11 protein-coding genes and 2 pseudogenes are annotated in these 12,459 nt (G+C 45.2%); 7 read left to right on the forward strand and 6 right to left on the reverse strand.

The features are described 5' to 3' along the window. The 4 genes and pseudogenes from V2H45_RS06055 to V2H45_RS06070 all read left to right on the forward strand — a co-directional run. Positions 1 to 212 (forward strand): hypothetical protein (locus tag V2H45_RS06055; protein ID WP_330482726.1); only part of this gene is annotated, 212 nt, incomplete at its 5' end. Positions 213 to 395: 183 nt separating this feature from the next. After that, positions 396 to 641: pseudogene (locus V2H45_RS06060) on the forward strand (helix-turn-helix domain-containing protein); the annotation flags it as partial. 114 nt (positions 642 to 755) lie between these two features. Continuing rightward, positions 756 to 1,076, forward strand: a pseudogene (locus V2H45_RS06065) (DUF1016 N-terminal domain-containing protein); the annotation flags it as partial. Between the two features lie 97 nt (positions 1,077 to 1,173). Beyond that, positions 1,174 to 3,711 (forward strand): CPBP family glutamic-type intramembrane protease, encoded by a 2,538-nt coding sequence (locus tag V2H45_RS06070; RefSeq protein WP_330482728.1) that lies wholly within the window; start codon positions 1,174 to 1,176, stop codon positions 3,709 to 3,711. A gap of 132 nt (positions 3,712 to 3,843) precedes the next feature. On the opposite strand, the gene V2H45_RS06075 is transcribed toward V2H45_RS06070, so the two are convergent. Together V2H45_RS06075 and V2H45_RS06080 are read right to left on the reverse strand one after the other, a co-directional pair. Next, positions 3,844 to 4,089, reverse strand: a complete 246-nt coding sequence (locus tag V2H45_RS06075; protein WP_330482729.1) for a hypothetical protein — start codon at positions 4,087 to 4,089, stop codon at positions 3,844 to 3,846. A 161-nt stretch (positions 4,090 to 4,250) separates the two neighbouring features. Beyond that, the gene (locus V2H45_RS06080; RefSeq protein WP_330482730.1) at positions 4,251 to 4,490 is read right to left on the reverse strand and encodes a hypothetical protein; all 240 of its coding nucleotides are present in this window, start codon (positions 4,488 to 4,490) and stop codon (positions 4,251 to 4,253) included. Positions 4,491 to 4,662: 172 nt separating this feature from the next. Here V2H45_RS06080 and V2H45_RS06085 point away from each other — a divergent pair, with 172 nt between their 5' ends. The 3 genes from V2H45_RS06085 (at position 4,663) to V2H45_RS06095 (ending at position 8,019) form a co-directional block, all read left to right on the forward strand. Beyond that, positions 4,663 to 7,044 (forward strand): NACHT C-terminal helical domain 2-containing protein, encoded by a 2,382-nt coding sequence (locus V2H45_RS06085; protein ID WP_330482731.1) that lies wholly within the window; start codon positions 4,663 to 4,665, stop codon positions 7,042 to 7,044. A gap of 20 nt (positions 7,045 to 7,064) precedes the next feature. Further along, positions 7,065 to 7,661 carry a Uma2 family endonuclease gene (locus V2H45_RS06090; protein ID WP_330482732.1) on the forward strand — a complete coding sequence of 199 codons (597 nt, stop codon included), beginning with the start codon at positions 7,065 to 7,067 and terminating at the stop codon, positions 7,659 to 7,661. A gap of 142 nt (positions 7,662 to 7,803) precedes the next feature. Next, positions 7,804 to 8,019 carry a hypothetical protein gene (locus V2H45_RS06095; protein ID WP_330482733.1) on the forward strand — a complete coding sequence of 72 codons (216 nt, stop codon included), beginning with the start codon at positions 7,804 to 7,806 and terminating at the stop codon, positions 8,017 to 8,019. A gap of 100 nt (positions 8,020 to 8,119) precedes the next feature. On the opposite strand, the gene V2H45_RS06100 is transcribed toward V2H45_RS06095, so the two are convergent. The 4 genes from V2H45_RS06100 to V2H45_RS06115 all read right to left on the reverse strand — a co-directional run bounded on the left by V2H45_RS06100 (position 8,120) and on the right by V2H45_RS06115 (position 12,418). Further along, positions 8,120 to 8,464, reverse strand: coding sequence for a DUF5615 family PIN-like protein (locus V2H45_RS06100; RefSeq protein WP_330482734.1), 345 nt, complete (start codon positions 8,462 to 8,464; stop codon positions 8,120 to 8,122). Next, a complete protein-coding gene (locus tag V2H45_RS06105; protein WP_330482735.1) occupies positions 8,461 to 8,694 on the reverse strand; it encodes a DUF433 domain-containing protein in 234 nt (77 codons plus the stop codon). The genes V2H45_RS06100 and V2H45_RS06105 overlap by 4 nt, the downstream gene beginning before the upstream one ends. 248 nt (positions 8,695 to 8,942) lie before the next feature. After that, positions 8,943 to 10,745 carry a threonine--tRNA ligase gene (gene thrS, locus V2H45_RS06110; protein ID WP_330482736.1) on the reverse strand — a complete coding sequence of 601 codons (1,803 nt, stop codon included), beginning with the start codon at positions 10,743 to 10,745 and terminating at the stop codon, positions 8,943 to 8,945. A 239-nt stretch (positions 10,746 to 10,984) separates the two neighbouring features. Further along, on the reverse strand, positions 10,985 to 12,418 hold the full coding sequence (locus V2H45_RS06115; RefSeq protein WP_330482737.1) for a circularly permuted type 2 ATP-grasp protein: 1,434 nt from the start codon (positions 12,416 to 12,418) through the stop codon (positions 10,985 to 10,987). Positions 12,419 to 12,459 lie beyond the last annotated feature (41 nt).

Consider the following 12,459-nt stretch of genomic DNA (forward strand, 5'->3'; position numbering starts at 1 on the left):
CATTTTCCTCAAATCCCTTCCTACTCTTGTTTGTATTTTTAGAGATGCCCATAAAGGAAATTGCCCATTTTCAAAGCTGGCAACAAACCCTGCGCGATCGTTGTGCTGAACTCCAAGGGCATCGAATTGTTTGGAGTAAGGATGCTGACCCAGAGAAGGTTAAGTTATTGAAAGCAAAACGTAAAGTTAAGAGATCGGATGAAACCCTGTGAAATGTGTCAGTAACTTAGTAAAGTCCGTTACCGTATTCAATATGACAAGGTGCATCACTAATCTGTCCGTTATGTTGGCAGCTCAATTCTCTCGAAAATCAAGATAACATGGGTATATCTGTGATAATCCTCGATCTTTCCATGTTCGCCACCAATGAAATCTAATCAGCAGAATTAGTCCGCGAACTACGGTTTCGCCTAGGCTTAACCCAAGAACAACTCGCCGCCGAACTAGGCGTCACCTTCGCCTCAATCAATCGCTGGGAAAACCGCAAAGTCCAACTCTCACCCATGGCACTAAAACTCCTACGCCACCGCCTAGAAGAAATGGGCGATCGCGGCACAGCCCTGCTAGAGCAACTCGAACAACAGCTAGAGGAAAAGAAAAGTAGGATTCAGAAAACCCACTTATTAACCCGGCAACCTTAGATATTAAGGGAGATCCCGTTGTTTCAAGGGTTGCTACCTAAAAAATGGACGCTCTATTATTGCCAAGTTAATAACTCGTAGCAGTTTTTGCCTCCTAACCAATACAATTTTCCTATGATAGTTAACTTGCTAAAGCTAGGCGACGACTACGACAACTTTCTACGCGATTTGAAACAGTTCGGCAAAGGTACGGGCAGCTTTAGCCGTCATTCGCGAACTGGCGCTACTTTATTGGCAAATCGGCAGAGACATCCTTACCCGCCAACAGCAACAGCGCTGGGTACACAAGTCATTGATAGTCTGTCTAAAGACCTACAGAAAGAGTTTCCTGATATCAAGGGCTTTTCATCCCGCAACTTGAAATATATGCAGTCTTTTGCTGAAGCATATGTTGACGAGCCAATTGTGCAGCAGCTTGCCGCACAAATTCCTTATTAGGCGAAGTCTTCAAAACAATCTATGTCGTAGATTGTTTTGAGAGTGGTATAAATCCTCATAAGAGTTGATTAAACACAGCGCATAGAAGTTTTACGTGGTGCATCTGATTCAGCGGCGTCGGTGGATATTTTTCCTGTTAGCAGTTGGTGCGGCTGCTCTGGTGATTTTTACGCGGCTCAATCTACAGGGGAAACCTGCCGATCGCCCACCCGATAGCATTTCTGACTACGCGATCGCATCGCAATCTGCCTTTAACGATCCCACGAATTTTCCGATTCAGCAAAGTGTGGATTCAAGCCTGTATCGCTCGGTGGGGGAATGGCAAGGACGGTTGATCTTGCCAGAGATATCAGAACGTCAAGATGGGACAGACTGGGTTTGGCTTGAGGTTTGGCAGACGCCCTTGGCACATCGCGAGTTGATTGGCAAGAAGGTGAAATTAACATGGAACGATAGCCCTGAGCTTCGGGCTTATCTGCAAGCGGTTACCAAAGATGTGAACTTTACTGCCGATGCGATCGAAGGTCAACGCACGGGCAATATCCATCCTACGCGGCTCGATCGCCAACAGCAGGTGGGGGCGTTGCGATCGCTGGCAGGAGTGCGTCCTAAAGATGACATGGTGGTAACGCTAGAGCAAGTCACGGTGAGCGTGGAAGCAGGTCAGCCGCTCTTGCAAATCAGCCAAGAACCCATTCAAATCTCAGGTAGGTTTTATGCCCTCGTGCAAATTCTGTCGCCTGTAACGGGGGGGGAGATTCCCGCTCAATGTCCTGAGTCACAGCCCTGTCCCAGTTCTTTAATGCGCGTGCGTCACTACAACCCCGCCACGCAGCAATTTGATGGCATTGAGGAAGTCGTGCTGATTCCCCAAGTCCTTGCAGGTAGAGATGGGGTGTTTCAATCGACGCCGAGACAATTGGAGCGATCGCCTGCGGGTGGTCAGGGTTGGTACATTTACGGTGCGAAAGATCGACAGGGAAGATTTGTCGTACAAGCGATCGCACCGCGTTCGCTGTTACAACTACAGCCTGATGAAATTCTATTTGGAGAAGAGGCTGGTATCAACTTCCTCAAGCAACGCAGTTGGCACAAGATGCCCGATCGCAAGGGAACGCTGCAAAAAGTGCTTTTAGATCCAAGTGAGGAGTCAACAGAAACGGCACTGAGTCATTGGAAAGAAGGCGATCGCGCCCTCGTTTTACACCTATTTGGTGGCATTGGTGGGAAGTTGGCAGAACCAATTGCAGTTCCAGGAACCGTGACAGGACATTTTGGCTATGGATGGGCGGAAGTAATTCGCGATCCGTTTACGCAGGCGTTGCGGTTTGAGATTCGCTATCAACAGGTCTATGCCCACAACCCCAATGGCATCGTGGCAGGAACCCTGACTTGGGCTGAGTATATGGGCAGTTTGCAAAGGGGCTGGTTGGGAACTCGTCCTGTCTCCGATACGCTGATTAAGTTCGATCCTGTGTTGCTGGACTATAACTTTGACGGAACTGTACTTTCGCCTGTGCGGGAATTGCAGCAGCAGCTCAATATTACAATCGCCCACTATCGTATCGGCGATGGCACGGGTGCGGCTCTGGTCAAGCCTGCTCTGTCTTGCGTCCAAGATGCTAGTCAAGCGGTATTTAGAACGATCAAACGCATCGAGCAACAGGTGCGCGACTCGGCAATAATTCAAACATGGCTGCGATCGCATCCCAACGATCCGCAAACGCTGCGCTTTCAGCAATTGGTCGATCTGGGCAGAGCGATCGAGAGGGAACTCGCTCCCTTGGGCATTGTCCGAGCGGATTGGCAGCAAAATTCCGATATCTTGGTGGGAATTAAACGCCAGCAGAACTTTGCCCGTGAGGATAGCCTCTGGACGCAACTTCTGAGCTGGCGCACGGTACTTCCACGGGTGGCACACGATCGGATCGCGATGCTGTTTTTAGAACGGGGTGCGAAGGTATGGGTGTTGCGTACAAACCAAGTAGGAGGCTGGAATCCCGATATTTTGCCGTTGGCTCCAACCCAACTGCTAGAGCAATATCACGTCATTCCCTCTACCTTCTCGCGACTATTTGAAGCTTTCGGGGCGATGCCCTCCTTTAAAGATTGGTTGCTGACCTTGGGAGTCCTTGCGATCTATGGTGCGATCGCGTTACCGATCGGCTTCTATACCAAATTTATCCATTGGGATATTGCCTATCTCATCAGTCTAAATTGGCTACAACGCGCTGGTTTTGCCCTCAAAGTCTTCTTGGTTCCAGGAATTTCTGAAGAAGTTCTGTTTCGCGTCTGGTTGCTTCCCCATCCCACGGAAGGCGTGTCGCTCTCGGTTTGGCTGGCTTGGGCAGCGTTTAGCCTTATGGCTTTTGTGGTTTACCATCCCTTTGAGGCAGTCACCTATTTTCGCGCAGGGAATCCCACGTTCTTTCATCCCGTCTTTTTGTCGCTGGCGGCACTGTTGGGTGTTGCCTGTACGGTAGTGTACAAGCTCACAGGTTCACTCTGGGCGATCGCGTTTGTCCATTGGGCGATCGTTTTTGTTTGGCTGCTATTTCTAGGCGGAGCAAGTGCTTTAATACATTTGAATCGTAGCGATCGGCAGACTCAGGAAATTCCACCACAATTCTGAATTTCTAATGCTTCTCTTGCGTCTTGTTTGACCTCTCCCCAACCCCTCTCCTGCAAGGCGAGGGGCTTAAAAACCTTGTATTTTCTTGCTCCTCCATCTCCTATTAGGAGAGGGAGGCTGGGAGGGAGAGGTTCATCGAAAGCCTTCCATATATTTGGAGTTATGAGATAAGTCTTCTAGATCGCTATCGAGGCAACCGATAAACTCTTTTGCGGCTTCGGTAAAAGAAATCGTTGTTTGCTTTGACTCTACAGTCTGCTGAGTTTGATTGGTTTTGCCTATCTTAAATTCTAAGAACTCAACAAATTTGATCACTTCGAGTCGCTGCTCAGGGGGGAATTCTTTGATTTTGGCGATCGCGGTTTCTAAGGTAATCATTTTAGCTTTTTCCCTTCACGCTTTAGATAGGTGAAACTCCATTATAGATGAGAATTTTAGCCTCTCTGGGGGAGTTTGCACGGATAGAAGGTTTTTAGATCGAGTGGTTAGCGCTAGAGTTTTTGCTTGGTGACAACAACTCCAGCGCTTTAGCCTTGGCATCACTTTTTACCAAGGTCGCGAAGAAATGCTCCCAATGCTGCAAGGACAATTGCGGCTGCGATCGCCCACGAAATTGGAGTAAGTACGCTGGCGATCGGCGCTGGTTGAGTTGTAATGGTCGCAGGTTGGGTAGTTGTAGCTTGTTGCCTTTCCACAGTGATCGGCGCTGGTTGAGTTGTAATGGTCGCAGGTTGGGTAGTTGTAGCTTGTTGGGTAGTTGTAGCTTGTTGGCTTTCCATAAATCTTGATTGAATTCGATGTGATTAGCGTAGATTTAATCTACTGAAACATCTACCCAATAAAGGTTTGAGTGATGACTGAGTTATGACTGAGTTGTGTATGACTTTGAATCACTTGCTCAAAATGAGCGAAAAGGTGTAAATTTACTGAAGCTTGTAGGAGATTTTTGCAATGCTTAACAGATCGCTAACTGCAACAGAAATAGGTATTCATATCGCTAGGAAAGCTTTGATAGGAAAAGCACTAAGCCAAAAGAAATTTGCGGAAGAATTGGATATAGCGCTAGCGACCGTCTCAAACTTCTTTACAGGTAAGCCAGTAGATCGTCAGTTTTTTGTACAGATTTGCAATGCGCTGGATCTGGAATGGGAAGAGGTGACAGGACAAAAAATAGTATCTTCTATCAATGAAAAAGAGAATGATTCGCTAGATATTGATGCCTTAGTGCAACTGGCGCGGGAAAGATGTGAGGCTGATATTCGCAAGCGCTGTGGAATAATGCACGTTTTATCGATGTCCCAAGAAATTGGATTGGGAGACATCTACACTGACGTTAGGTTCTTTAAGCAATCTTCAATCAGACAATTTCTTACTGAAGAAGAATATCTCAAAGAAGTAGGAACAAGAGATTGGGAACAATATGGTTACGCAGGACTTGAATTGAAGAAGCCACGTATAGATGGATTAAAAGCGGTCAGTCAAGCCGAAAGATTAATGATTTTAGGTAGACCAGGTTCGGGGAAAACTACATTTCTCAAGTATCTAGCAATCATGAATAATGCAGGAGAATTTGAACCAGACCATGCAACAATTTTTGTCACCTTACAGTACTATGCAGGAGAAAACGGATCTCTGATTCAATTTATCGATAAACAATGGGAAGCCTGTGATATCAATACCCCTAATGCTTTAGAGTCGATTTTAAGAGCGGGTCGGGCTTTGGTATTGCTTGATGGACTGGATGAAGTTCTTCGCGAGAGTCGCATGGATATGATTCGTGAAATTGAGAGCTTTGCTAATACATATGAGAAAACTCGTATTGTTGTTACCTGTCGGATTGCAGCAGAAGAGTATATTTTCCCTCGGTTTAAAGTAGCACAGGTAGCTGAATTTGATGAAGCACAAATACGTTCTTTCGTTGAGAAATGGTTTGCTAACGATATAGAGAAATCAAACCAGTTTTTCGCAAAGTTAAACGAGCGTCCTCGCATTAACCACCAAGCTCCTAATCCTCTACTGCTTACTCTTTTATGCCTCATTTTTGCTGAAAGAAATGACTTTTATGAAAGTCGTGCCTTACTCTATGAAAAAGGAATTGAACTATTAATGGAACGTTGGGATAATAGTCGTAGCAAGAAACGAGACGAAATTTATAAAAGACTCTCAACCCAGCGAAAAGAAGAAATGCTAAGCCAATTAGCATTCGAGACATTTCAAGAGAATCTATTGGTATTTCGACGAGATCGAGCGGCAAATACAATTGCTGAATATATTAAGGATTTGCGATACGAAATCGGAGATCGCGAAGCATTATTAACTAATGGAAGAGAAATTTTAACCTCTATAGAATCTCAACATGGACTGTTAACTCAAAGATTTGACGGGTTTTATTCTTTTTCTCATTTGACATTTCATGAATATCTAACTGCATACGAGATTGTTAGGGTACGCCAGTCCTCTCCTAAAGTTTTGGCTGAACTAATCTCTCACTTGAACGACAAAAAATGGCGTGAGGTGTTTTTATTGAGTGTAGAAATGTCACCTAAAAATAGTGCCAATGTTTTGCTAATAGGGATGAAAGATGCAATTGATAATATATTAACAGGAGATGAGAACTTACAGATTTTTTTACAATGGATTGATGAAAAATCGCGATCAGTGAACGAACCTTATAAACCTGTAGCAATTCGAGCCTATTACTTTTATCTTGCTCTTTCCCGTGCTCTTGCCCTTCATAAAGATCTTAATCTGGCTGAAGATTTTAAAAAGAATTTCAAATTTATCTGTGTTCTTGATCGAAACTATGATCTCGATCATATTAAAACTCAAAATCTTGACTATACTCTTGATCGAGTTCTAGCTGCTATCAGGCAAATTATTCATAATCTTCAAATTGTCTGTGATCGTTCACGTTCAGATGATATTGCATGGGTTGTTGATTCTATCAGGAAGTTTAAATCTGCTACTGACATAGCTCTAAAAATGAATAAAATAAGTAATTATTCAGAACTCTATAATCAGTTAGAAAATCTCCAGATTAAGGCACGTGATTTAAGTCAAAATTGGAATGACGATAGAGGGTCATGTAATCTGTGGAAAGAAGAGTGGAAAGAATTGGCAGAAAAGCTGAAAGAGCAGATGATTAAATCTTGTAATATTGGTCGCGAGTTCCAATTTACATCCACACAAATCGATGAGTTGCACAAGTATCATCTTGGGAATCAATTCCTCGTAGAATGCTTAAATACAGAATGTCTTGTCAGTCGTGAGACAAGACAGCAGATTGAAGACGAGCTTTTATTACCGATCGCTTCCCTCCGCCATACCAACTAAACCCAAAATCGAGGTAAGTCATGGTCACAATACCCACCAAAAACTACACCCCAACACGCCATCGCTTCACCGTCGAGCAATATTACAAAATGGCAGAAGTTGGCATTTTAGACATAACCCAACGAACAGAACTCATCGAAGGAGAAATTATTGAAATGTCACCAATTGGAACCAAACACGCGATTTGTGTTTCCGATATTTCAGAAATCTTAACCACAAAAACAATCCATTTTGCCCACGTTCGCCAACAAAATCCAGTTCATTTAAGCGATCGCTCCGAGCCACAACCCGATATCGCCCTTGTGAAACGTCCAAGCAGTCGTTATATCAACAGCCATCCTACCCCCGCCGATATCTTTTTGCTCATCGAAGTCTCAGACACCACCCTAAAGTACGATCGCGAGATCAAAGTTCCACTCTATGCCAAAGCCACCATCCCCGAAGTCTGGATTGCCAACCTAGAAGCCCAGACTTTAGAAGTCTATCGACAATCCGACGAGACAGGTTATCAGGATATCAAGCAATACACAAAAGGCGAAGTTATAACCCTTGAAAGTTTCGCCGAGATCGCGATCGCCATTGACGAGATTTTTTTGAATGCGATCGCAAGCCCATAGAGTGCTTGAGCGAAAGTCAAAACCCAAAAACAACCCAGTTCTAGCCTTTTTGTATTGGACTTCACGCGATCGCACTCCTCGATCGCGTAAAGTTACACTTAGCTCTGTGATAGGATCTTGAATATTTAGATATCTGTACTATATGAAAAGCCAGTTGTTACAATTAGCTTTCGAGATAGAACTTCAAGATGGAGAGAAACTCACACTTCCCAGCTCTATTGTTGAAGGAATCGGAAAAGGTAAATGGCTTATTACGATTCAGCCAAAATCTTTTGTAGCCGAGCGCTCTCACGATGCCTTCTTAAAGAGCTACGCACCAGAAGATGAAGGACTATATGATGACTATAGAAGATGCTAGAAACCTGCGAGAGGTATGGAAATAGCATGTCAAACCTCTTCAATGATTGGGGTTTGTCCATTAAATAAAAACATAATTGTCAAACAATTCCCCAAATCAATTACGATGAATCGCTACTAATTTCTATAATTGCTTCTCCTTGCTCCAATTGCTTTAAAGCATCTAGCAAAGTAGTGCTGAGAAGCTTTCGTAAATTACGATTGGTAACATTACCGCAAGTCAACCATAAAATTCGAGGAGGCGTTCCTAGTCGGCAAACCAAATCGATAAAATCACTATCCTTTGTCATAATCACTGCATTTGCAAATCTTGCTGCTTCAAAGATTTCGATATCCTTCGCATCTCGGAGCGCTAGTTCCTTCAAAGATGTAGCTTCTACTCCAAAATTACTAGTTATCCAATCCGCCAGAGTTGGAGGCAACTGAGCATCAATCCAGATTTTCATGCAGTCAGTCTAGGGAAATCAGTACGTCGTGCTGCAAAAACTAGGCAAGCTTGAATATCAGCAAGTTCCAAATCGGGAAAATCTTCTAAAATCTCAGTAGCGCTAACATTTTCAGCTAGCATCTCCAAAATATCAGTCACACGAATTCGCATTCCCCGAATGCAAGGACGACCGCCACATTGTCCAGCAGTTTGAGTGATACGGTTTAGTAGGCTATCTTTTAAGTTCATAAGGTTTTTCTTTGAGCTTATATAGCTTAATCTTAACGCCAGTTGAAACGATTTTATAATACGAACAAGAGACTTTACAGTTAAAGCAAGAGTTTGTTAAGTCTCACTTCGCGGTCAATTGCGATCGCTATTATCGAGATTTTTTTGAATGCGATCGCACCCTTCCATCCAGCTAATAAATTGAGGTGTAATCTAGGAGAATAGAGCTAGGACAACCACAGGGGGAGTGCCCTAGCTAATTCGCAAAATCAAAACCAACCGTGATTTTGAACGGCGGCGAGCATTTTATCGATCGCTTCTTCAAGCGCGATCGCACCCAGATCGCCATGCTTGCGGCTGCGAATACTGAGCGTATTCGCCTCAACTTCCTTCGCGCCAATCACTGCCATTACAGGAATCTTTTCTAGCTCGGCTTTGCGGATTTGTTTTGCCATGCGATCGCCGCTGTTATCGACCTGCACGCGCAACCCAGCCTTCTGCATTTGGGCAGCAACCTGATTGGCATGGTCTAGCAGTTGATCGGACACAGCAATAATTCGCGCTTGAATTGGAGCTAACCACAAGGGAAAGTCGCCTGCAAAGTTTTCGACGAGAATGCCAAAAAATCTCTCTAAGGAGCCGAACAGAGCACGGTGAATCATGATAGGACGGTGGCGATTGCCATCTTCTCCCACATATTCCATATCAAAGCGTTCGGGCAAATTGAAGTCCACCTGAATTGTGGAACATTGCCAACGCCGCCCGATTGCATCTTCGATCTTAATATCGATTTTGGGCCCGTAAAACGCACCACCACCCTCATCGACGATATAAGCCCAACCCTTTTGGTCGAGGGCATGACGCAGGGCATTGGTGGCTTTATCCCAAATCTCTTCGGAACCGACATACTTCTCAGGACGAGTAGAGAGATTCACCTCGTAGTTCTCAAACCCAAAGGTCGTTAAAATCTTCTCAGCTAGATTCAGAACGCCCAAAATCTCTTCGGCCATCTGTGACTCCGTACAGAAAATATGGGCATCATCTTGGGTAAAGCCGCGCACGCGCATTAGACCGTGCATGGTTCCAGAACGCTCGTAGCGATAAACCGTTCCCAACTCTGCCCAGCGTATGGGTAGCTCTCGATAGGAGTGCAGAGAATCTTTGTAAATCAAAATATGGAAAGGACAGTTCATCGGTTTGATTTGATAAGTCTGTTCTTCCACTTTCATGGGTTGAAACATACTTTCGCGATAAAAGTCGTTGTGCCCCGAAGTTACCCACAGATCGAGGTTCGCCATGTGCGGTGTTGTGACGAGTTCGTAACCATTCTCAACGTGGGTATTTTTCCAGAAGCTCTCGATGATGTTCCGCATGGTCGAGCCGCGTGGATGCCAAAATACGAGACCACCACCTGCTTTTTCTTGAATGCTAAATAGCTGTAAATCTTTACCAATCTTGCGATGGTCGCGGCGTTTTGCCTCTTCGATTTGTTCTTTATAAGCGGCTAGCTGCTCGGCGGTCTCCCAAGCCGTGCCATAGATGCGCTGCAACATCGCGTTTTTTTCGTCGCCACGCCAATAGGCTCCAGCAATGCTCTCTAGTTCAAAGGCATCGGGATTAATCTCGCCTGTTGTGTTTAAATGCGGCCCCGCACAGAGATCCCACCAAGGCTTTGCGGCAACAGCAGGGTCGCCAATCGTGTAGCGTGTAATGATTTCACCTTCGGGAATCGCATCCAACAATTCCAATTTGTAAGGCTCGTTGAGTTTTTCGATCTCGGCTTTGATGGTGGCGCGATCGAATTCTTGGCGCACGAGGGGCAGATTTGCCTTGATGATGCGCTTCATTTCTTTGGTGATGGCTTTAAGATCGGCAGGCGTAAATGCCTCGGCGCGATCGAAATCGTAGTAAAAGCCAGTGTCAGTCGATGGGCCAATCGTGACCTTTGTCTCTGGAAATAGCTTTTGTACTGCCATTGCCATCACATGAGAGCAAGTGTGACGAATACGATGTAAACGCTCAGGATCGGCCTGATGCAGAATATCACTTGGCTTTACCACAACTGAAACCATAATCTAAAATTCTTACTGGACTTGAACTAAACCTATTATAGAAGGCGATCGAACATAACTGTAGGTTTGATGTGCTTCATGCGGCGCGATCGCCTTCTATAATTAGAAATTATCGCCTCGATTTTGGGGTTCCGCGCAGATTACAGTCTTTAATTTAGTAACGTCTAGTGTTTGCATTGTGAATGCTTTGAGCATGTTTTCAATGCTGGATTTTAGGCTAGGAAATGGCTAAGAAATGACTAGGAATTGAGTACCCAAGTATCTTTGCTGCCGCCACCTTGGGAAGAGTTGACGACGAGCGAACCGCGCTTGAGTGCCACGCGAGTCAGCCCACCAGGGTTGACAAAGATTTCTTTGCCGTAAAGAATGTAGGGGCGCAGGTCAACGTGACAGCCTTCGAGGCAATCGTCAATTAAGGTTGGAACGCGCGAGAGGGAGAGTGTGGGTTGGGCAATATAGTTGCGAGGATTCGCTTTGATTTTGACGGCAAACTCCTGACGTTCTGCCTCTGTGGCATGAGCCCCGATCAGCATGCCATAGCCACCCGATTCATTGGCGGCTTTGACTACGAGCTTATCGAGATTGGCGAGAACATGGGCTTGTTGCTTCTCTTCCCAACATAAATAGGTGGGTACATTCGCTAAGAGGGGTTCTTCATCGAGATAATAGCGAATCATTTCAGGCACGAAGGAATAAATCACCTTGTCATCAGCGACTCCCGTTCCTAAGGCATTGGCGATCGCCACCCGACCCGACTTATAAACTTCCATCAAGCCGGGAACGCCTAACAGAGAATCTGGACGAAAGGCTAATGGATCGATAAAGTCATCATCAATGCGGCGATAGATCACATCAACCCTTTGAAATCCTTTGGTGGTTCGCATTTTGAGGTAGCCATCCATAACCACCAGATCTCGTCCTTCCACCAACTCCACACCCATCTGTTGTGCCAAAAAGGAATGCTCGAAATAGGCGGAGTTATAGATTCCCGGGGTAAGAACGACCACATTGGGATCGGAAATGCCATCATCCACCAGATTGAGCAGAGATTCTAACAAGTGACTGGTATATTCCTCGACGGGGCGAATATCCATTTTGCTAAACACCTGTGGGAACGTACTTTTCATAATGCGGCGATTGCCTAGCACGTAGGAAACTCCCGAAGGGCAACGCAGATTATCCTCAAGTACATACATGGAACCCGCGCGATCGCGGACGAGGTCAGTACCCGTAATATGACACCAGATATCTTTGGGCGGTTTGAGTCCGATGCAAGCCCGTTGAAAGCCAGAGGCAGATTCGATCAGTTCTGAGGGAATGATGCCATCTTTAACAATTTTTTGAGTGTCATAGATATCGGCTAAAAACAAATTGAGCGCGTAGATTCTTTGCTTTAAGCCTTTTTCGAGCGCCAACCACTCTTGTGCTGGAATAATGCGTGGAATGATGTCAAACGGCCAAACCCTTTCTGTACCTTGCTCGCTGCCATAGACATTAAAAGTCACGCCTAGTTTAAACAAAGCCAAACTCGCCGCCTGCTGCCGCTGAATTAGTTCGCCTTCGCCTAAGGCATTAATTTTTTCAACCAACTGTGTTGCTTCAGGGCGGGGCTGACCTGCGGTGATAAACAGTTCATCGTAAAAATCACCTGGATCGTAGTTTGTAATCTGCACGGCTAACCTTGAGAACTTTCTATGAATATTTTGGAGCTTAG

It is taken from the genome of Tumidithrix elongata BACA0141, assembly GCF_036349135.1.
GTDB lineage: Bacteria > Cyanobacteriota > Cyanobacteriia > Pseudanabaenales > Pseudanabaenaceae > Tumidithrix > Tumidithrix elongata.